Genomic DNA, 21965 nt, shown 5'->3' on the forward strand with positions numbered 1-21965 from the left:
AGTATACCACACTCTGTAATTTTTTGCAAGATAAAGGAAAGAGAGCTTGTGCCACAGCCATTGTGCCGTGCAAATATGATGATCTGAATAGGCATGGTTAGAGTGGAGTTGAGCGCCAGATGATATCATGATCTGAATCAATTTCATAACTCACTAAAAGGGAATAGATGTAACGAGATATAGACAAATTGAATCGTTTTGATCTATATGTCGTCTGGATTGAAGCAGCTAAAGTATTTATGAAATTGATTCACTTATGAAAATAATTCAGAAAATTTCAGGTTTTCTCTTCAAAAGAGTAATCCTCTTCAAAAGTTTCTACGTAGGTTATAATATGGGGGAGCATAATGAAAGGGGCCCTCGGATGACAGAATCGATGGATGACAGCAGATTAATGCGTCAGATTGCAGAGCGGGATGCTTCGGCGCTGGAGCTTTTATATGACCGCTACGAGCGGGCTGTATATTCCTTTGCTTATCGGATCGTGGGTGATCCCATGACGGCAGAGGAAACGGTTCAAGAGCTGTTCTTGCGTGTCTGGAATAACGCTGAACGATATGAGGCCTCACAGGGGAAGCTGACCACATGGATGTTTGCGATCACACGCAACATTGCCGTGGACATGCTGAGGCGTAAGTCCAAAGGGGCAGCCACAACGACGGTGGAGCAAGAGGCACTGACGGCGTATGCCGATGAATATACGAATACAGAAGCAGAAGTAGAACGTAAATGGGAAGGCACTCGAATTAAGGAAGCACTATCCCAGTTGAACGGTGATCAGCAACAGGTTATCGAATCGATCTACTACGCCGGGTTAACGCAACAAGAGGTATCCAGCAGATTCGGGATTCCGCTAGGTACAGTGAAGAGCCGTGTCAGGCTTGCGATGAGACAGCTACAGAAGCTGCTCGCCGATGCTGAATTGCATTCAGACACGGGAAGGGAGGGCATACATCCATGATAGAACGACATGAGGAGTGGTCTGATCTGGCACCGATGTATGTGCTAGGTGGGCTGGAAGCAGAGGAAGTGGAGACATTCGAAGCTCACTTGAAGGAATGTGATGCTTGCCGCCAAGAGGTGAAAGAATTGCAGGAAGTAACGGGTTTCCTGCCACTTGCGGCGGAACCTGTGGCACCGCCGCCAGGCATGAGAGCACGCGTGCTGAGCAACGTGCTCGGACAATCGCAGGAGGGAGCCGAGGCGAAGCCGGCCACCGCTCCTGTGCAGCCTGAAGCACCTGCTGTGCTTCAGGCAGATCTTGCGCCGCCCCGCAGAGAGGCGGCGCAGCCCGAGCCAGGCCTGCCGCCGGTGACGGCGGTGCCTGCGGCTCGGGCGGAAGAGGCTGCACAGGCACAGCCGTTGCAGCCTGGAGGGCGCGCGCGTCCGCGCGGCAGCCGCGCATGGCGCGTGGCGAGCGCTGGCCTTGCGGCGGCTGCGCTGGTGCTGGCGATCTACGCAGCACAGCTGCAGAGCCAGCTCAGCTTGCTGACGCAGCAAGCTGCTGGGTCAGCTACAGCGCAAGCGCAGCTCGCCGAGGCGCAGGCGCAGAATGCGCAGCTGCAAGAGCAGCTGGCATCAGCGTTAGCGCCTGCTCAAGGCATGCAGACAGGCGAAGCCGTCAAGCTTAGCCCTGCAACGCAGGACATTGTAGCGCAGGGTCTCGCAACGATTGTCATTGACAATAAGGGCACTCATCTGGTCGTGCAAGCAGAGAACCTGCCTCAGCTTGAGGGGAAAGAGGCATTTCAGGTATGGTTGATCAAAGGGGATACACCGCAGAATGCCGGAACGTTCCTAAGTCGCGATGGCACAGGAGCCGTGTATTACACTTTAGAATCGGTGAATGATTATGATACCGTAGCAATTACCCTAGAGCCGGATGCATTGGGTGATCAGCCGCGAGGTACGATGATTTTGGCCGCCAAAATAAAAGGATAACGCTCCCTTTATATGACCCAAAGGCTGCTTCTCAGGAAGCAGTCTTTTTGATGTGCATAGACTCTGATCCTTCAAATTGTCATTATGAAAATATTGTAATATTGCCCTGTCTTAGATTGTATTAAAATCATTAAGTTTTTGGACTCAAATAACCGATAATATGCTAAGAGCTATATCCTGAACTGCCTTAGGTTTATCGAGGTAGCGTGGGTTGCACAGAGAGAGTGAGGGGTTTGGGTGGAAGTTTACCGTTCCTTTATCTTACGTTTGCTACGAAATTACCTCATCGGTTCATTAGGGGCTGTTTTTGTCGTGGGTACTGTCGTTATGGTATCCACTTTGCAAATACCAAATATTCAATTTGTACGTTTACTAGCAATCGTACTGATTTCGCTTGTGTTTATGCTGAGTGCGGAGTGGATTGCTTTTCGTGTACAGCTTATGCCAATCCGGCGTTTTTTTGTCACAACCGAGCGCCATTCGAAGGCACAGATGGACAGCATGTATGAGAAAATTCATCGTTTCCCAGGACGAACCATCTACCGAATCATGATCCCACATCTATTAGGATTCTCACTGCCAGCTGCGGGATTAACACTATGGATGCTTAGTAGGGGCTGGGTGGAGTTTCCCACCTTTTATGTTTCACTCGCAGCAGCATGCGCCATTTTGATTGCAGTGATGCATGCGCTGATCGAATACTTCCTTACGGTTCGAGCGGTAAGGCCGCTGCTGCTGGAAATTCGTCGTCAAGGTAAGCAGCAGTTTGGGATCGAGCCCTCACTTGACGGGCGTGTGCTTGTATCAATTCAGCGTAAGTTCCAGCTTAGTACAGCACTGATCGGACTATTTCCCTTGTTTTTGTTTTTCCTGGCAACGTTTATTCGGTTACAGTACATGGATCCCGAATTTGCCAAAGAGTACATCGTATGGGCGGTGCTCGTTGTTGTGTTAGGAGCGGGCTTTGCGCTTGTGGGTAGCTGGCTGCTCATTCGCGATGTGCGGGATCCTGTTGCTGATTTAACGAAAGAGATGAATCGAATTCAGGAAGGTGATCTGGGGAGACGAGCTCCGGATTTGTATGCTGATGAGTTTTCTGCGCTGATATCTGGATTCAACATGATGATTAACCGGCTGGAAATGAGGCAGGAGCGTAATAGACAACTGCTTCAGAGCTATTTCTCGACGCTAGCTGCTGCTTTGGATGCACGGGATAAGTATACGGCTGGTCATTCCATGCGGGTCGCAGAATACTCGCTTCTCATTGGGAAGCTCAGTGGCATGAATGAAGAGCAGGCTGACTTATTGTACAAATCCGCATTGCTGCATGACATCGGTAAGATTGGCATACCTGATGAAGTTTTGTTGAAGGATGGCAAACTTAGTGATGAGGAATTCGCCATTATTAAAACTCACCCTGTGCTTGGTGAAAATATATTGCTGCAGATCGAACCGGTCGATGCCATGGCAGACTTCTTACCTGGCGTTAGATCACACCATGAACGGTATGATGGAAGGGGTTATCCGGACGGTAAGGCGGGACTAGATATTCCCCTCTTTGGCCGCATTATCGCGGTAGCGGATGCATTTGATGCGATGACCTCGGATCGGCCCTATCGGAATGGGATGAGCCATGAGAAGGCATTAATGATTCTAGAAGAAGGAAAAGGATCCCAGTGGGATCCCTATTTCGCAGGTTTGTTTATTGACGAGTGGAGACGGCAACAGCATCTTCAGAAACCGTCGGAGCAGGGGATCAGCTGATCCCTTGAGTCCATTTCGATTCTTTTCTGCGCCGGCGGTGGAGAGCTAGACCAGTGATGATTGTGAAAACGCATTCTCCGAGGATGACTGCACCCAGTGCGTCATAGATAACATGCTGTTTGATCAACAGCGTAGATACAATAATGAGAGCAGCTCCGCCAGCCACCCATCGTTTGATGGATTTCCGGATACTCGGAACCGAGAGTACAGCGCGCATGACCAGATAGGAATGAAGGGCATGAATGCTTGGGAAACAATTATATGGACGATCCTGGCTGTAGAGCCATCCAAGAATAGATGTACCGAGACCTGTACCGGTTAGCTCCGGGCGCGGCACCATGGTCTGAAAGTTAAAGTAAATGAGATAACAGATCCAGACACAGATGTTCATGGACAACAAGACGCGGTAATACATGAGTCGATCTTTGACACACAGATACGCCAATACTCCGAATACAAACGGATACCAGCCCAGATAAGGAATGGACATCGCTGGCATGAAGGGAATCATGCGGTCGATCGGGGAGCTCAGTACGACGAATCCGCGTTCTGGACTATTCAGAATATCATAGAACATTCCCATGACAGCCAAGGACAGCATTAAACTTAGCGACAGCCAGTAGGATTTACTTTTTAAGATTTTCACAGCAGGCTTTCTCCTTTCATTCATGTTCGCGCACGAACATGATCACACAATGTAACTAGTTCAAATTTAAACAACAATATATTCTACTACGTCCAGCCCACAAATTGAATCCTGATTTGTGTATATTTGTGTATTCTTTTGACGAATAAGAAATGCGGAAGCGGAAGTGGGCATGATATGATAGAGGTACATACGGACAGGCGGCGCTAAAGCCAGTAAAGTCGGACAACAGGAGTGAGCGAATGCAATTTTCAAAAATGTTCGTATTGAATATGGGGATGCTGATTACGATTGCATATCTCGCTAGTGTTTTCTATAAATATATCGTAATACGTACCTCTTCTCGGGTGAAACAGATCAGTTCGGTGCTTCTTCTCATTTTTGCAGGTTGGATCAGTACGGTTTTTGGATTCCAGCTCACGGAGGAAGTCGTCTTTGATCTCCGATACGTTCCTCTAATTGTTGCCGTTCTGACGTATAGGCAACCCTATAGCGTAATCCTCATTGGTGTGGGGATCGGACTATCGAGGCTAACGTTTGGCATTACAGATGCGACGTTGGCTGCCGTCATTAATATGTCGATGCTGGGCGTGATTTGCGCAGGTCTCAATATATGGATGAGGCGCAGCAATTACAGGCTGATTATTAAGGGCATTCTCGTTACACTCATCGTGAATGTGGTCAATAGTATCAATATCGCGATTGTTGGCGTTATTCCGGCGCCATACTTTTTCTCACACATCATGCCTTATACACTTCCTACAGGTATCGTGCTAAGTCTTATTTTTGCCTTCATCCTACGTGACTTCCAGAATGAACAGAATCGCATTTTACTTATACAGAGTACGAACCGATTGTTGTCTGTGCAAAAGGAAGAATTACAGAAAGCGCAGATCGTGCTGGAGGATCGAGCCAAACAATTGATGATCGCCTCGCAATACAAGTCTGAATTTCTCGCCAATATGTCTCACGAATTGCGTACCCCACTGAACAGTGTCATTAACTTTGCTCAGATGATCAGCGAGAATGCGGATACGATGGATCAGGAGGATATCGTACGTTTTGCCACGATGATTGATCATTCTGGTCAAGAGTTATTAACGTTAATCAACGATATATTGGATCTATCCAAAGTAGAGGCGGGCAGGCTGGACATCGTACTGGAGGATATTAGTATCGCCCAATTGACTGAGGATGTTATGAGTCATTTTCAATTGGTCGCGGAGAAAAAAGGCGTCGAACTTGTGATGGAGCGCAAAAAAGGTGTACCCGAAACATTATGGTCAGATCCCCAGCGTGTGCAGCAGATCTTGCGAAACCTGATGTCGAATGCCATCAAATTCACCCCTCAGGGCAAGGTGCAGTTGACGGTGAGTACTGAACAATCGAACAAGCTCTCAAGACCAGGCCGCTGGCTCGTATTTGCGGTCAAAGATACAGGGATCGGCATCTCGGAAGATCAATTTGAGTCTATATTTGAAGCCTTTCAACAAGCGGATGGCTCCATTAGTCGTAAATTTGGCGGTACGGGATTGGGTCTGTCCATCAGCCGAGATTTGGCACGTTTGTTGGACGGAAACATCCAGTTGGAGAGTGTGGAAGGCAAGGGAAGCACCTTCCGCTTATACCTTCCGTTGAATCGTGAAAAAATGGGTTGACAATGCTTGGACTGTGAGTAGAATTTGGGGTGACAACTAGCATTGGCCGGCGTTAAAAGCCTGGTCTAAGGAGTGTATCCCCATACAGAAGATGGTCAAAGTAAACCCTCCCTCGTTTGCAAGCAAACTACGGCGTAAGGGTTCGAAACAACGTACCAATTTAGCAATTGCAACGTGGGAGGGTGTACCGGCAATTATTTTACAGACTTTGCTGGGTGGCCCATTTTTAACGGGATTTCTGCTGTACCTTGGAGCCGGGTCAAGACAAATTGGTTTTGTGCTCGCAATTACGACGTTCGTAAACATTGCACAGATTGGTGCAGCCTATTGGATGCAGCGCATTCGCAGTCGAAAGCGTATGCTCCTGTTGTTCGTTGGGGCGCACCGTATCCTGTGGAGCGCAACAGGGCTTATCCCATTTCTTTTCCCGCAGGAATGGTGGGTATCCATTTTTATCGGGATGTATACTGTAGCGTTTATTGCCAATACAATCGGCGGTATGATCTGGACATCGCTCATTGGAGACATTGTGCCTGCCAAGGTCAGAGGTCGTTATTTCGGAATACGAAACACGATTCTGAACGCTCTTGGAAGCGTATGCTTATTCGTTGGAGGTATGGTTCTGGATCGTTTTCCAGGCGGGACGGGTTTCCTCATTTTGTTCATTCCCGTATGGATCTGTGCGATTGCGAATACCGTCATTTATTTCTTTTATCCGGATATGCCCTTTGAGCGTTCCACGGAAAAAGGTTTTTGGCGTATGTTCAAAAAGCCATTTCAAGATCAGTCGTTTCTAAAGGCAACGTTGTTCTTGGCGGCTTGGTTGCTCATTCAAACGCTAATTGTTCCGCTATATTCTTATGTCATGCTTGATTTGCTTAGCGTAAACTATCAGACCGTGTCCATCATTACCGTAGTACAGACCTTGGTTATGATGATGGGGTTCTACCTCTGGGGTAATCTCAATGCTAGATTCAGCAACAAAACGTTGTTGTTCTGGACGTTGCCGATCATCGCACTCTCCTGTTTATCCTGGGGATTGATGTCGTTTATGCCAGTTTTGGTAGCGCTATTTTGTTCTCATATCTTTCTGGGTATTGGCGTGGGGGGCTTCAACCAGCTTGCCTTTAACTTCACCATTGGAGATACACCCAAAAGCGAACGTCCGATGTTTGTGGCGGTATATTCGGCATTAACCGGGGTAACTTCCTTTCTGGGGCCATTAATTGGGGGCTCGCTATATGAGAAAATGGTGAAGTGGCCTGAAACGATGACATGGTTCTCGACCTATGGCTTTCAGATGGGTGTTGGTGCAGCGATGTTAATTTTAACGTTTACCCTGGGTCGTCGGGTTTTATTGCGATAAGAGTGATCGGAAGATTGTTCTGTTATTAGAGTCGCCTGTGTAAGATTCTTTAGTTCTTTTTAATATACAGAAGGGGAGGGATGATTATGGAGCATATCGAAAAGAAGGCCGTAGTGATCGGTGCTACCGGTCTTGTCGGCGGCCTATTAGTAGATCGTTTGCTTAAGCATTCATCCTACCGCGAGGTTCATGTATTTGTCAGGCGTCCATTGACGCTAGAGCATCCCAAGCTGAAGCAACACATCGTGGATTGGGATCAGCTTCATGAGGCTGCTGATTGGTTCACAGGTGTTTCGGATCTGTATTGTTGCCTTGGAACAACGATCAAGAAAGCCGGAAGTCAGGAAAATTTCCGCAAAGTGGATTATGACTATGTTGTGGAAGCAGGAAAACTTGCGAAGCAGCACGGTGTTACTCAGATGCTGGTGATCTCGTCAATGGGTGCGAATGCGGATTCGCGCGTGTTCTACAGCCGAACCAAAGGGGAGATGGAGGATGCCTTAACCGCCCTTGGCTTCAATTCATTGCAAATCTTCCGCCCCTCTCTTATTCTAGGAGATCGGAATGAGACTAGAATTGGCGAACAGTTGGGTGCTTACGCGATGAAGCTGCTGGATCGGTGGATGACAGGTAAGGCTGCTAAATATCGGGCGATCCCTGCGGCAACCATTGCTCAGGCGATGATCAATATTGCGCTTGTGGGTACAAGAGGTCATCACGTTTATTCCAACGAAGTTATTCATGTGCTTGGAACGGAAGCTTCCGTGGTATAATAGGCATCAAAATGAGTTCATCAACTTGCTGCCCTATGGTGGTATGAGAACGAACATAAAGGAGAGTTAATCCATGAAAAAACCAATTTCTACGGATCAGGCGCCAGGCGCTATTGGTCCATACAGCCAAGCTGTCGATGCAGGTGACTTTATCTACACGTCCGGTCAACTGGGGCTGAACCCGCAAACGGGAGAATTCGGCGCAGATGTACAAGAGCAGACTCGTCTTTCCTTGAGCAATGTGAAGGCGATCCTCGAAGCGGCTGGTACCACAATGGACAACGTTGTGAAAACAACCGTATTCCTGAAAGACATGAACGATTTCGTTCCTGTGAACGAAGTGTATAGCACATTCTTCACACAGCCATACCCAGCACGTAGTGCAGTTGAGGTTGCTCGTCTGCCGAAGGATGCACTTGTTGAAATTGAAGTTATTGCCCGCAAATAGGACAAGCTCAATCATACAACAATATCAATATAGAAATACATAAAAAGCCGATTCTCTGGTCTTGATCAACCAGGGAGTCGGCTTTTTGAGGATTACAATGTACTGTACAATGATATGCTTAAAGGAACCAGGCTTGCGTAATGATGATTGGAATAGCTCATCTTCGTGGTAAGTATATATGTTAATCCCGATCCTGATTACGGGCGAAGAACAGCCATACCGCGTAAAGGGCAATCACGATCGCCAAGGTGATCGCTGTATAATAGACGGAAGTGACGTCTTTTTGCTTCAATGCAATGGCAATGTATGCCCACGTGAAGACGAGTGGATATACGCTATCGCGATAAGGGAAGCTCACGAGGACTGCGAGAACAAGACCTACAATAAGCATAATAATCGTCCAAGTTGGTTCGCTGATGCCGAAGCCGTCCCAACCGATTTTGTATAATAACACCGCAACGTTGATAATGGTGGCTACACTCACCCATCCAAGATAGATGCTAAATGGCAGCTTTACAAGCCACATCTCCGCAGTTGTCGGTAGAGTGATGGCACGTGTTTTGAGATATAACACAATCAGAGATAGTAAGAGCAATACGATAATTAGTAGAGCGAGACCTGTCTGTAGGTTCTGAAAAGCGAAGATCCACGCCACGTTAAAGGCACAGCTGGCTAGAAACCAATATCCGAGCCGAGTGATCGAATCTCGTTTCCAAGATGCCGGGACAAACTGGTAGATGACGAAGCCGGCGAGCAAGAGGTAGATTAGTCCCCAGATGGCGAACGCGTAACCCGCAGGGGTTAGTAGGACAGGGTACATATCGGACACTTCTTTGTTGGTTCTACCGCCAATAGGCAGCGCATTCGAGAGGTAGTTCACAATGATAACAGCGATAAAACCAATAGCGTTTAACCACTTGTACGGATTATTACGTGACATGGTATTTCCTCCTTGGTTTAACAGAAATGAATGAACCACGGGTCAGTCTACAATGAATATACCCAGTTCTCCCCCATTTTAATAAGGAGCACGCAAAAAAATATCCAAGACTTCATGTGATTCTAGAAAAAGTCACGCATGGAGACACATTTAGTCCCAGTCTGTCCCAATGTACGCAAGTTGAATCCATAATATGTCCGATATAATGGACTTCTTGTACATTTATCTATAAAACATTAAATACGCTTTGCTAATCAATAGAGCTGATCGGGGGAAGAAGATTGTTTACAAGAGAGATGATGGAGAAGCAACAGACTTGGTTTTATGTAGCTGCTCTGCTTGTCGGGGCAGGCATTGGGCTGGGCATGCCCGATTGGGGGTCGGCTCTGGTGTATACCGTTTCACCTGTGCTCGCTTGTTTGTTATACAGCATGTTTGCGCAGATTCCTTTTCTGCAGCTTAGAGAATCGATATCGAATCTTCGGTTTATAGGCGCATTACTGGTTGCTAACTTTGTTGCCGTTCCTGTGCTTGTATGGGTACTTATCCTCGTATTCCCGCAGACGTCTGCTGTCTCGTTAGGAGTCTATCTAGTATTGCTAACTCCATGTATTGACTACGTTATTGTATTCACTCAGCTTGGGAGGGGAAATGAGAAACTCATGCTTGCTTCCACCCCCATGCTGTTCGTGGTGCAGATGATGATGTTACCCGTGTATCTATGGTTGTTCATGGGTGCAGAAGCAGCGCAGATTATGCAGCTTGGGCCTTTTGCCGAGGCGTTTCTGTTCCTGATTGTCATTCCGCTGTTGCTGGCGATCTGTACTCAGTTCGTATCTAAAGGCAGACCTATGGGCGAAGCCGTATTAAATGCCACGGCTTGGCTACCCGTCCCATTGATGGCTCTTGCGCTGATTGTCGTGGTTACCTCTCAGATCGGGCAGGTGTATGAGGAGTGGGCTATTATTGTTAACGTTCTTCCTGTATACATCGCCTTTATGATCGTAATGCCAGTATTGTCCCGTATCATTGCACGTATGTTCCGACTTGATGCGGGTGCAGGCAGGGCACTGATCTTCAGCGCCTCTACACGCAATTCCCTCGTTGTTCTTCCTCTGGCACTCGCGCTGCCAGCAGAATGGGCTGCCATAACGGCTGCTGTAATCGTTACGCAGACGATTGTTGAGCTGGCGGGAGAATTGATCTATATTCGTGTGGTGCCTGCCGTGATAATAAAGGATTGAGTCGTTATTGATCTAGAGATTTTCGATAATCCCCAGGTGTCAGTCCTTCCATTTTCTTAAATACTTTGCTGAAATATTTCTCGTCCTGGAACCCGACCATCTCTGAGATTTTGGCAATGCGCAGGGAAGGGTTTTGGAGCAGTAATTTGGCATTATTAATCCGCAGCTTCCCGAGATATTCCGACCAGTTCAGACCGAACTGCTGTTTGAATTTGCGAGAGATATATTCGCGGCTGAGATAGAAACGGGCAGAGATCTGTTGCAGGGACAAGTCCTCCTGATAATGAGCATCCATATAACGTGCAATCTCTTTCATCGGGTCATGGCTCGTATGGTGCTGTGCTGCTAGAGCCTTTCCAGCAGCGATGAGTCGCTGTTCCAACAAAGAGCGAAGGAGTGGAAGAGACAACATGCCTTCACGATCAAACGGCAGCTCAGCAAAAGGTAAGAATTGTTCATCCAGCTTATCCTGCTCATCTTCCTCTGTGGAAGACATACCTGCTGTATCGTCAAGCCAACGTCCCAGCATCCAGTCCATCTCTTGAATCCACTGGAGCACCTGCTCCGGTGTAACTGTATCAAGCCGGGTAAGTGGATCGATCCACTCGCCTACAGCCGTAGATACATTAGCGTCACGACCACTGATCGCTGCTAATCGCAAGGGTTCTTCCATTGTGGATAACCGAAGACCTTTAGTTGCTGTGGACGAGTCCAATGAAGCATGGAATTTATGGTTAGTCTGTAACGCATTTCGCCGCCACAGCCGCTGGCTCGCTTCCTGATATGCGTTGGGAATGCCAGATGGAAATACATCAGAAGAAGCAATACCATAGTGAAGACGACGCTGAATTGTCTGTTCCAGTCCGGTGTTCACACGTTCCAGAACGGCCTGCAAAGAGGCTGGCGAACCCCAATGTAGCATAACAACCTGGTCTGGCTGATCGAGCTGGCGGAACACAACTCCTTCGTTAGGAGTACTTAACATCTCTGCACAGATATTGAGCACGGAGAAAACGAGCAGATCAGGTTGGCTGCGATATTTCGCCTGACAACCAGCATCGAGTTGAGACAGACTCGTGACGGCAATGTTGCATGTACTCACGAGCTGGGAGAGGTTCAGCTCATTACGAATTCTCTCCATTTGAGTAGTGCTATTGCCACGCCCAACGACTAATTCAGTAAGCAAGCGGTCATGATAATGCGGGCGCATCGTATTCATGACCATAGATTGTTGCATCGTCTGCACGCGAAGAGTCTCATCTTCCTGCCAAGCCTTAATCGCTTTTAACAAGGAAGCATTGAGTTCCTCCGTTTCGACAGGTTTCAATAGATAGTCCATCCCGCCATAACGAATGGCGTGCCTAACGAGCTGGAAATCATCATAACCACTGATAACTAACACCTTGCTGTGTGGGGTATGGACAGAGATCCACTCCAGTAATTCCATGCCGTCCTTGCCCGGCATACGCATATCGCTCAATATAATTTGCGGCTCGTGTTCAGTGATGAGTTCAATCGCTTCATGGCCATCGGCTGCTTCCAATAACGTGTCTACTCCGACAACATCCCACTGCGCCAGTAGTTTAATTGCGTCGCGGACGTGTTTTTCATCATCGACAATTAGTACTTTCATGCTGCTCACTCTCCCGCGTAAATTTTAACGATGATCTGCACGCCATGTGGCTCCTTATTGTTGATATCTATGATTGCCGGATGTTCTGTAGAGGAGTTGAGCCGCAGTCTTTGACCGACGTTACGCAGCCCAATGGACTCGTTCTCGTCTGTCTCTTTTCCCACGATCTCCGATGTACTTAATTCCTCGCGGAACCATTCCCGGATCTCGATAAGTTTTTCCTCTGGAATGGACGGGCCGTTGTTCTCCAGATGAATTTTTACCCAATGATCGGTTGTCAGGTGACTATGGATGCTGATATATCCCTTGCCAGGCTGAACATCAGCTCCATGTTTGAAATAATTCTCAATCAGCGGCTGAAGTGTCATGCGCGGCATCTCCACAGACAGTGTATCCTCGGCAAAATTCAAATTCACCTCTAAGCGTTCACCAAAACGCTCCTGCTGCAGCTCCAGATATAATCGGGCATGCTCGGCTTCTTCCCGCAAAGTTACACAAGTCTGATCTCGCATACTATAGCGCAACATTTTGGATAAGGAAGAGAGCAGTGCATAAGCTCGTTGTCCTTGTTGTTGAAGGGCAAGTGTACCGATAGATTGGAGCGTATTGTATAGGAAATGTGGATGAATCTGAGCTTGTAAGGCTCTAAGCTGATTGGTTTTGTTGGCGAGTTCAAGTCGATACTCCCTCAAGATCAAGTTGTTCACAGTATCCATCATATCTCGGAAATGACGGGCAAGAACGCCGATCTCATCCCGACTAGTTAAGCGGATATCCACATGTAGCCTGCCTGCCTGAATCTGATTCATATAACGCATCAATTGTTTGAGCGGACCTGTAATTCGAATGGAGACAAACAGTGTAGCCACAATGACCATGACTAGTGCAGCGATTGCGATTAGAGCATTGTTCCACGTTAGTGTGTTCGCTCGTGCATATAACGTTTCATTAGGGATCTGTTTAATAATGGTCCAGTCTGCAAATGAACTGCCTATTTGTTGATAGACATACATGGAATGCTCTTGCTCGAAATGACCTGTACTTGTCTGAAAATGTACTTTCCCCGCACGAATATCATGTAATTCGGCGGCGACCTGCTTGTTCAATACAAGGCTATCACTAACCTGTGAATTTCCTTGATAGATGATCTGATTATGACGATCCACGATATAAATCTGTTCCTTCGCTGGGTCATATAGTCGGCTGCTGATCGTCGCAATGCTGTCCATATTAAGATCAATCGACAGTACACCCAGACGTTCGGTTGAAGGGATGTCCATGATAACGCGATGTAGCGTAATCACTGTTCTAGAAGGATCATCCGCAGAGGCTGCCTTGAATCCATACGTGTGGCTGGCGTGAGCTGATTCGATCCATATATCCTGACGGTTTCCATTCGTCTGTCCGTGAAGCGAATCGGAATAAGCCTGTTTACGTTCTTCCCGTTTCGGGAAAGGGTTCGTGATGAGTGTAGACTGATTTGCTGCAAATGAATGCAAGTAGAGCTGGAATACATCCGGAACAGCCGAACGGATCGTCTGTAGCGTGGTGTACACCTCTGCCACTGCGCGATAATCCCCAGGGATTTTGGCTAAATTGCGTAGAAAATGGGGATCGTTATACACCGCGAGCGAAGCCCTTGCTACATTATCGATGTAGTTATTCAGGTTGGTCGATGCCTGATAGATCAGGCGTTTGTTCTCGGCAACGGCCTGTTCCCGCAAGGCTGTCTTGGTCTGAATAAACGTCATACTCATGGACGCGAGCAGAGGTAGAGTTGTAGCAATCAGCATAAATGCGATCAGCTTGGTACGGATACTATAATATTTTGTCATCGTTGCACCCCTTCTGGTTGCAGGTTAGGAAAGGACAATATTTTCCCCCCAACTGTTCACAAGCATCGGTGTTTCCTTGAGCTTCATTGGGGTTTAATAGACGAAGAGACCAATTTCATCCAATAGAAGGGGAGAACGATATGAAGCATCGGCATTCATCCCAGCTGTTACAGCAGCTTGTGTTCGTGGGTCCCTCCATCGTCTTTTTTATTCTCATCATCGTAGTTCCTTTCCTGCTGGGAATGTACTATTCCTTTACAGACTGGAACGGGGTATCCGCTAGCATTAATTGGGTTGGGTTTGACAATTTCGTGCATATCTTTACGAATGATCCGAAGTTCCAAACTGCGTTCTGGTTCACCGTGCGCTTTACGGTGGTCGGTGTCATTCTGACCAATGTGATTGGTTTTTTCCTTGCGTACTTCCTGACCAAACCACTCAAGACGAGAAACATCCTACGTACCATTTTCTTCATGCCTAACGTGATTGGTGGATTGTTACTCGGCTTTATCTGGCAATTCATATTTGTGAAAGGGTTTTCAGCAGTTGGCGACGTGACTGGATGGTCCTTCTTCAACCTTCCCTGGCTGGGAGATGAACCGACCGCCTTCTGGGGTATTGTCATTGTATTTGTCTGGCAGACTGCAGGATATCTAATGGTCATCTATATCTCATCCCTGACCAATGTATCCCCCGACCTGCTGGAAGCGGCTGAGATTGATGGGGCTAGCCGGTGGCAGGTACTGCGCAGCATTATTTTACCGCTCGTGATGCCTGGTGTCACGATCTGTCTGTTCCTTGCCATTTCGTGGTCATTCAAAATGTTCGATCTGAATCTGTCCTTAACCAAAGGTGGACCGTTCGGTTCAACCGAGTCCGTAGCCTTGAATATTTACAATGAGGCCTTTGTGAACAATCGGTACGGAATCGGGACAGCAAAAGCACTTATATTCTTCGTAATCGTTGCCATCATCACGATGATTCAGGTACGTCTGACGAAGAGCAAGGAGGTCGAGGCTTAAATGGAAACGAAGAGTAACTACCGGTTAAGTACCATTGCTACTGAGATTATTATGGTGTTGCTTGGCATTCTGTTTCTGGTTCCGTTCTACTTCTTGTTCGTCAATTCAGTCAAGACATTCGGTGACCTGCTTACCAACTCAGCGGCATGGCCGGAGGTATTCCAGTGGAGTAACTATGCTAACGCATGGGAGAAAATAAATTTCCCTTCTGCGCTGATGAACTCGCTTATTGTGACTGTCGTGAGTAATCTGCTGCTCGTACTAATCAGCTCTATGGCAGCATACCGGATGGTTCGCAGCAATACCCTGTTTAACCGCATCCTGTTCGGGATGTTTATCGCTGCGATGGTAATTCCGTTTCAGTCTATCATGATTCCATTGGTTACCGTAACAAGTAATCTGGGTCTAATCGACAGTCTAGGCGGCTTAATCATCTGTTATCTCGGATTCGGTGCACCGATGTCGGTCTTTCTCTTCCACGGATTTGTTAAATCGGTTCCGCTTGAGATCGAAGAGGCAGCACGCGTGGATGGAAGCTCTGCATATGGCGTATTCTTCCGCATTGTATTCCCACTCATGAAGCCGATGTATGTAACCGTCATTATTTTGAACACCCTCTGGATCTGGAATGACTATCTATTGCCATCCCTGATTCTACAGAGCTCGAATCTACGTACGATCCCGATAGCGACCTTTGCGCTCTTCGGTCAATATACGAAGCAATGGGATCTGGCATTACCCGCTCTAGTTTTGGGCATCATGCCAATCATTATTTTCTTCCTGTTGATGCAGAAATACATTATTCAGGGGATTACTGCTGGATCAGTTAAGGGGTAGGTGCGAGGGATGGTCGCTCCGGGATCAGGTGCGCTTCCAATCGCTGTTGCTCCTCGGTGGCCTGAATGTATGAATGCAAAGGAAGCCACCGAGTATCAAAGGCGAGCGCTTCGCTTCTCCAGCGCATCCAGATCCCTCCGCTCCTGCCTCGCACGGAGGAAGTAGAAGGGGTTATGCCCGCAAACCTTGGGCATAACCCTGGGAAAGAGAAGGTCAAAAGCGGCTGTCTGAGGTTGGTCGCTCTGGGATCAGGTGCGCATCCGATCGCTGTTGCTCCTCGGTGGCCTGAACGTATGAATGCAAGGAAGCCACCGAGTATCAAAGGCGAGCGCTTCGCTTCTCCAGCGCATCCAGATCCCTCCGCTCCTGCCTCGCACGAAGGGAGTAGAAGGGGTTACGCCCCAAACCTTGGGCATAACCCCTAGGAAAGAGAAGGTCAAAAGCGGCTGTCTGAGGTTGGTCGCTCCGGGATCAGGTGCGCTTACGATCGCTGTTGCTCCTCGTTGCCTGAATGTATGGATGCAAGGAAGCCACCGAGTATCAAAGGCGAGCGCTTCGCTTCTCCAGCGCATCCAGATCCCTCCGCTCCTGCCTCGCACGAAGGGAGTAGAAAGGGGATTATGCCCGCAATCCTTGGGCATAACCCCTAGGAAAGAGAAGGTCAAAAGCGGATACACGAGGTTGGTCGCTCTGGGATCAGGTGCGCATCCGATCGCTGTTGCTCCTCGGTGGCCTGAATGTATGGATGCAAGGAAGCCACCGAGTATCAAAGGCGAGCGCTTCGCTTCTCCAGCGCATCCAGATCCCTCCGCTCCTGCCTCGCACGAAGGGAGTAGAAAGGGGATTATGCCCGCAATCCTTGGGCATAACCCCTAGGAAAGAGAAGGTCAAAAGCGGTTGCACGAGGGAGGTCGCTCCGGGATCAGGTGCGCATCCGATCGCTGTTGCTCCTCGGTGGCCTGAATGTATGGATGCAAGGAAGCCACCGAGTATCAAAGGCGAGCGCTTCGCTTCTCCAGCGCATCCAGATCCCTCCACTCCTGCCTCGCAAGGAGGAAGTAGAAGGGGTTATGCCCGCAATCTTTGGGCATAACCTTCGAAAAGGAATAAGGCAAGGCTCGCTATGCGAGGGACAATTCATTTAAACTACATTAGGGAGAGTGTATATATGAAAAAAATGACGAAGTTTACGCTGCTCATGCTCATTGCGTTTTCCGTTATGCTTGCAGGCTGCGGTAATGGCGACAAAAGTGGTAGTCCTATTAACACGGATCCGCAAGGCAGCGGAGAAGCCGCCACAGGCGATAAAACAATTAAAATCTTTCAATTCAAAGTGGAAATTGCGGAAGCGCTTAACCGACTCAAAGCTGAGTATGAATCAGCCCATCCTGGCATCAAATTGGATATTCAAACCGTGGGCGGTGGTAGTGACTACGGTGCAGCATTGAAAGCGAAGTTCGCCGCAGGTGAGCAGCCGGATATTTTCAACGTAGGTGGATATCGTGAGCTAGATACATGGCTGGAATACTTGGAAGATCTGTCTGACGAGTCTTGGGCGAAGGATACGCTGGAAGTAGCGAAGGAGCCTATGATGAAAGACGGCAAGCTCTATGGGCAGCCACTGGCATTAGAAGGGTATGGCTTCATCTACAACAAGGATCTGTTTGCCCAAGCAGGCATTACAGAAATTCCAACGACACTGGAGCAATTGGATCAAGCTGCACAGAAGCTACAAGCGGCAGGAATTACCCCTTTTTCTAACGGATATCAAGAATGGTGGGTACTCGGTAATCATAATGTGAACGTAGCATTTGCCAACCAAACGGATCCAGTAAAATTCATTGCAGGTCTTAATGAAGGAACAGAGAAAATTCCGGGCAACCAAGTATTTGCAGATTGGATCAACTTGCTCGATTTAACGCTGAAGTATAGTAACAAAAACCCGTTGACCACGGATTACAATACGCAAGTAACTCTATTTGCTACCGGTGAAGCTGCGATGATGCAACAAGGGAACTGGACGCAAGTACAGATTGACGGAATTGATCCTGATCTGAATCTGGGTATCTTGCCGATGCCAATTACGAACGAACCGAATGATAAATTGTTTGTAGGTGTGCCGAACTACTGGGTCGTGAACAAGAATTCGCAAGTAAAAGACGAAGCTAAACAATTTCTGGAGTGGCTCGTAACCTCTGATGTGGGTAAACAGTACATGACCAAAGAGTTCAAATTCATCCCAGCATTCAGTACGATTGAAGCATCTGAAGAGGATCTGGGCGATTTGGCTACAGACATTATGAAATACAGCCAGGAGAACAAAACATTAAGCTGGAACTTCAACCGTTTCCCTGAAGGTGTTCCGCAAGAATATGGTAGCACGATTCAAGCCTATGTAGCAGGCAAATCAGATAAAGACGGCTTGCTTGATGCCTTGCAGCAAAACTGGGATAGTCTGAAAAAGTAAACAGAAGCTATTCTAATGACAATACATGTACGAATGCGCTAAAAATTAAATATTATCCACAGAAAAAGGTTATCCACACCCGTTAACAAAATGAAAAAAGTAAAAGAATGCACAAAACACGAGTAAAGCCAGCCAGAATATTGTTTCTAGTTGGCTTTTTCTTGTGATCTGCCGGACAAATAGGAACAATGTCCATCTAGAACGGACAATAACTTAATTTGTCTTTATGAAATGTGGATAATCGCAATAAGGGATTCATACGATTAGGCACATGTTATCCAGTTCATCCACCACATGTGGATATCCTGTGACTAGAAACGACTAGATGTGGATATGTCTAACGAATGTATAGGGTTCACTATTATCCATATTGCATTTTATTGATTAGTACTATATAGTTCTAATTATGAAAGAACAACAACCCAAAACTCAGAATACTCAGTCTACCCGATCTAAGAGCTCAAGTCCATTGAATCGAACAAAAGCGGTGGAAGTTGCCGCAGAGCTGTTTTTGCGCCAAGGCTATAGCTATGTCAGCATGGATGAGGTTGTACGAACAAGCGGAGTATCGAAATCTAACATCTATTATCATTTCAAAAACAAGGAGGAACTGCTGCAAGCGGTTGTACAGCACTGGATCACACAGTATGAGTCGCAGCTATATCTGCTGCTCAGCCAGCACGAGCGAGGAGTCGAGGAACGAATCTATTCGTTTATCTCCATGTTGTCTGCAGGCATTGAAGCACGCAATTATGAGGGGAGCTGCCCTTTTATTACCCTGTACATGCAGACACCAGCGAGTGCGCCGGAGGTAAAAGAAAGCATATCCCGCTTCTTCCGTGAGATGCAGCCGATGGTCGAAAAGCTGCTGCAGCAAGGGCTTGATCGCGGTGAATTCCGAAAGGGAATTGAACCTCATTCTGCGTCCTCACTATTTATTGCAGCACTAGAGGGTTCGTTAGTTCTTGCAGAGACTGCCCGAGATACGTCGGTGATCGAGCAATCCGTGCGTACATTTTGTCAGATGCTTCGTTAAACGAAGCTCTTTTTTTAAATATAATTAGTACTAAATAGTACTACTCGAGAGGCTGATATATGTTAATGGAAACTCGTACATACACAACAGAAATGGGCATAACCAATCATGAAGCTACAACCATCTTACTTACAGGCAGCACTGGATTCATCGGTAAGGAGACCGTCAAACAACTCATCAATGAAAATTCGAATCTGATCCTGCTTGTACGATCCAAAGTAAGAGCCAAAGCGACACTACAAGCATACGGAATAACGGACTATAGCCGAATTACGTTTGTTCAAGGGGATCTATCCGTTTCGGGACTTGGGCTTAATACAGAGGATTATAAGCTAGCACTTGGAGCGAATGTCATCATTCATGCGGGTGGAACGATGGATGTGACACTGGAGCGAACGGTTGCAGAGCGCATTTTTATGAATGGGGCTAAGGAAATAGCAGCGCTTGCTGAAGAGATTCATCGTGCACACGGATTAAGACATTTAATCCACGTTGTTGGTTTTATGAGTCCGTATGGGAAAAGCGCTACAGAATCAGAGGGTTCTACTGGAGAAACGTCCCTTACTCCATCAGGGAATTGGCATAGCGCGAGCAGCAACATGTTGCATACCGAGAGTGCCTATGAACATATGAAATTCGAAGCAGACGCGTATATTCGTCAACACGCGGAGAGGTGTGCTTATCCTCTATCCGTTGTGAACCCAAGTACAGTTGTGGGTGCATATCCAACGGGAGAAACGGAACAAACAGGTGGCATTGGCATGCTTGTACAAGCAATGAGTAAGGGAAGAATGCCGATTATTCCTGGGGGAGCATCTCACTGGTTGCCTCTCATATCCAATGATGTGGTCGCACAAACCATTGTTTATCTATCCAGAGAAGTAGAATCGAACGGAGGTACTTACCCTGTATTATTGCCAAAGGAGGACAGTCCCAATATGAAGGAACTCATTCAACTTATGGCGACAACATTGGATGTACCTTCACCTCGGTGGTCAGCTCCTCTTCCAATGATTCATGCAGCGATGAAGGCTGGTGGAGAACGAATTAGTGGTATCCCGCCAGAGTCCATCTCATTTATTACGAAGCAGCGTTTTGACGTGGAACAGACGGAGCAGTTATTTCTTCGCATGGGGCAAAAAATACCTAATGTCGTTCCGTTACTACCCCATGTCATTGCTGATCTAGACTATCGTTTGACTAATCCGATCTTTGCAGCCGCAGCTCTACCTGAAGGTTGGGTGCGGACACGAAAAGGCAATCTAGCAGTGCTTGTCCACGAAGGTCACGGCGAGCCATGGGTAATCATTCATGGATTAATGAGTAGTGCAGATGAAATGTTACCTCTGGGGCAGGCGTTACAGCGTTTAACGGGGAATCCAATTTGGCTAGTGGATCTTGCAGGATTTGGTCGTTCTCCAGCTCTAAATGCAGTGCAAGATGAAGCAGGTTTTAAAGGTCAGGTTAAGGCGATTGCGGAGGTGTTGAATGAGATATCTGGTTCATTCAGACTCGTAGGGCACTCTATTGGGGCAAACTTAGCTGGAGCAGTCCTGCGAGAATATAATCGGAAGGATGTTCAACTGGCTGTGCTACAACCGGTGTGGACAGCTTCTGACGATGCCGTTCAACGCTTAGCGTCTAAGCTACCTAGAAGAATGCTGCAAAAACAACTCTCCCGAATGAGCCCACGGCGCCTAGTAAGGCAATTCAAACGTGCAGACTCCACTACGATAGACGAAACTGCACTTCTAGCATATGCCGAGAGAGTCTCTACTAGCTTGCGATCCCCTCGGATCGCTGGAGCCAGTGCCGATCTTCTTCGCTGGATTCAGCGTCCGGATCGAGCTGTCGTTCCAACCTATGATGAAGCAATAAGAACACTATTCGTGTGGGGCAGGGCAGATACCGGATACGGGCGTCCGCAGGAGCTTCCGACTACCTTGAAGTGTGCAGAGCTTCCTTATGGACACCAGTTTCCGATTTTTCATCCACAAGAGACAGCAAGGATACTTGCTGATTGGCAAACAGAGCAGGAATTGAAGACACATGCCTGAACCAAATGGAATCGTATACACAACCTATCCACAATCCGCAGCCCTTCTAGAGGCCGTGTAAATTCTTACGGTAGTTTATCCTACAAATACACAACATATGCACAACACACGAAAGGTTACCCACAGAATTGTGGGTAACTGTACACAGTCTGTGGGTAACTTATGCACAAGATATCCACAATCTGTTGAAAGACAATATATTACAGCCTAATTTTCGTCTTTTCTATTGATAACATGCAGATATCCACAGATGAATAAGGTTTTAATTGATGAAATGAAAAAACCTCCGTTCGGCAAG

19 protein-coding genes are annotated in these 21965 nt (G+C 47.4%); 13 read left to right on the forward strand and 6 right to left on the reverse strand.

The genetic code is table 11. The annotated features are described in order from the left end of the window. The first annotated feature begins 364 nt into the window (after nt 1-364). The 3 genes from V6W81_RS02545 (at nt 365) to V6W81_RS02555 (ending at nt 3705) form a co-directional block, all read left to right on the forward strand. Nucleotides 365-961: an RNA polymerase sigma factor gene (locus tag V6W81_RS02545; RefSeq protein WP_338541444.1), complete on the forward strand. Its 597-nt coding sequence runs from the start codon at nt 365-367 to the stop codon at nt 959-961. Next, entirely contained in the window at nt 958-1941 is a 984-nt protein-coding gene (locus tag V6W81_RS02550) for an anti-sigma factor domain-containing protein (protein WP_338541445.1), read from the forward strand. Before V6W81_RS02545 ends, V6W81_RS02550 begins: the two co-directional genes overlap by 4 nt. Before the next feature lie 237 nt (nt 1942-2178). Beyond that, nucleotides 2179-3705 carry an HD domain-containing phosphohydrolase gene (locus tag V6W81_RS02555; protein WP_338541446.1) on the forward strand — a complete coding sequence of 509 codons (1527 nt, stop codon included), beginning with the start codon at nt 2179-2181 and terminating at the stop codon, nt 3703-3705. Here the strand turns inward: V6W81_RS02555 and V6W81_RS02560 are convergent. Further along, nucleotides 3698-4351 carry a phosphatase PAP2 family protein gene (locus V6W81_RS02560; RefSeq protein ID WP_338541447.1) on the reverse strand — a complete coding sequence of 218 codons (654 nt, stop codon included), beginning with the start codon at nt 4349-4351 and terminating at the stop codon, nt 3698-3700. The two genes, V6W81_RS02555 and V6W81_RS02560, sit on opposite strands and share 8 nt — an antisense overlap. Nucleotides 4352-4593: 242 nt before the next feature. Here V6W81_RS02560 and V6W81_RS02565 point away from each other — a divergent pair, with 242 nt between their 5' ends. The 4 genes from V6W81_RS02565 (at nt 4594) to V6W81_RS02580 (ending at nt 8596) form a co-directional block, all read left to right on the forward strand. After that, complete coding sequence (locus tag V6W81_RS02565) at nt 4594-6009, forward strand: ATP-binding protein (RefSeq protein WP_145050278.1); 1416 nt, start codon at nt 4594-4596, stop codon at nt 6007-6009. Nucleotides 6010-6100: 91 nt separating this feature from the next. After that, entirely contained in the window at nt 6101-7375 is a 1275-nt protein-coding gene (locus V6W81_RS02570) for an MFS transporter (RefSeq protein WP_338541448.1), read from the forward strand. Nucleotides 7376-7470: 95 nt separating this feature from the next. Beyond that, a complete protein-coding gene (locus V6W81_RS02575; protein WP_338543920.1) occupies nt 7471-8148 on the forward strand; it encodes an oxidoreductase in 678 nt (225 codons plus the stop codon). 73 nt (nt 8149-8221) lie between these two features. Then, nucleotides 8222-8596: a RidA family protein gene (locus V6W81_RS02580; protein WP_128100087.1), complete on the forward strand. Its 375-nt coding sequence runs from the start codon at nt 8222-8224 to the stop codon at nt 8594-8596. A 181-nt stretch (nt 8597-8777) separates the two neighbouring features. On the opposite strand, the gene V6W81_RS02585 is transcribed toward V6W81_RS02580, so the two are convergent. After that, a complete protein-coding gene (locus tag V6W81_RS02585; RefSeq protein WP_056704102.1) occupies nt 8778-9536 on the reverse strand; it encodes a tryptophan-rich sensory protein in 759 nt (252 codons plus the stop codon). A 296-nt stretch (nt 9537-9832) separates the two neighbouring features. Here V6W81_RS02585 and V6W81_RS02590 point away from each other — a divergent pair, with 296 nt between their 5' ends. Beyond that, on the forward strand, nt 9833-10780 hold the full coding sequence (locus tag V6W81_RS02590; protein WP_338543921.1) for an arsenic resistance protein: 948 nt from the start codon (nt 9833-9835) through the stop codon (nt 10778-10780). 4 nt (nt 10781-10784) lie between these two features. On the opposite strand, the gene V6W81_RS02595 is transcribed toward V6W81_RS02590, so the two are convergent. Both V6W81_RS02595 and V6W81_RS02600 read right to left on the reverse strand, forming a co-directional pair. Further along, on the reverse strand, nt 10785-12413 hold the full coding sequence (locus tag V6W81_RS02595) for a response regulator transcription factor (protein ID WP_338541449.1): 1629 nt from the start codon (nt 12411-12413) through the stop codon (nt 10785-10787). Nucleotides 12414-12418: 5 nt separating this feature from the next. Beyond that, a complete protein-coding gene (locus V6W81_RS02600) occupies nt 12419-14248 on the reverse strand; it encodes a cache domain-containing sensor histidine kinase (RefSeq protein WP_338541450.1) in 1830 nt (609 codons plus the stop codon). Between the two features lie 140 nt (nt 14249-14388). Here V6W81_RS02600 and V6W81_RS02605 point away from each other — a divergent pair, with 140 nt between their 5' ends. Both V6W81_RS02605 and V6W81_RS02610 read left to right on the forward strand, forming a co-directional pair. Then, nucleotides 14389-15270 (forward strand): carbohydrate ABC transporter permease, encoded by an 882-nt coding sequence (locus V6W81_RS02605; RefSeq protein WP_145050288.1) that lies wholly within the window; start codon nt 14389-14391, stop codon nt 15268-15270. Then, a complete protein-coding gene (locus V6W81_RS02610; RefSeq protein ID WP_145050290.1) occupies nt 15271-16107 on the forward strand; it encodes a carbohydrate ABC transporter permease in 837 nt (278 codons plus the stop codon). Here the strand turns inward: V6W81_RS02610 and V6W81_RS02615 are convergent. Together V6W81_RS02615 and V6W81_RS02620 are read right to left on the reverse strand one after the other, a co-directional pair. Beyond that, on the reverse strand, nt 16097-16234 hold the full coding sequence (locus V6W81_RS02615) for a hypothetical protein (protein ID WP_338541451.1): 138 nt from the start codon (nt 16232-16234) through the stop codon (nt 16097-16099). The genes V6W81_RS02610 and V6W81_RS02615 overlap by 11 nt on opposite strands. A 121-nt stretch (nt 16235-16355) precedes the next feature. Beyond that, nucleotides 16356-16679 (reverse strand): hypothetical protein, encoded by a 324-nt coding sequence (locus V6W81_RS02620; RefSeq protein ID WP_338541452.1) that lies wholly within the window; start codon nt 16677-16679, stop codon nt 16356-16358. A 596-nt stretch (nt 16680-17275) separates the two neighbouring features. Here V6W81_RS02620 and V6W81_RS02625 point away from each other — a divergent pair. The 3 genes from V6W81_RS02625 (at nt 17276) to V6W81_RS02635 (ending at nt 21667) form a co-directional block, all read left to right on the forward strand. Beyond that, nucleotides 17276-18574: an ABC transporter substrate-binding protein gene (locus V6W81_RS02625; protein ID WP_338541453.1), complete on the forward strand. Its 1299-nt coding sequence runs from the start codon at nt 17276-17278 to the stop codon at nt 18572-18574. A 469-nt stretch (nt 18575-19043) separates the two neighbouring features. Further along, entirely contained in the window at nt 19044-19610 is a 567-nt protein-coding gene (locus V6W81_RS02630) for a TetR/AcrR family transcriptional regulator (RefSeq protein ID WP_145050296.1), read from the forward strand. Nucleotides 19611-19669: 59 nt separating this feature from the next. Next, a complete protein-coding gene (locus V6W81_RS02635; RefSeq protein ID WP_338541454.1) occupies nt 19670-21667 on the forward strand; it encodes an alpha/beta fold hydrolase in 1998 nt (665 codons plus the stop codon). Nucleotides 21668-21965 lie beyond the last annotated feature (298 nt).

It is taken from the genome of Paenibacillus tundrae (genome assembly GCF_036884255.1).
Lineage (GTDB): Bacteria > Bacillota > Bacilli > Paenibacillales > Paenibacillaceae > Paenibacillus.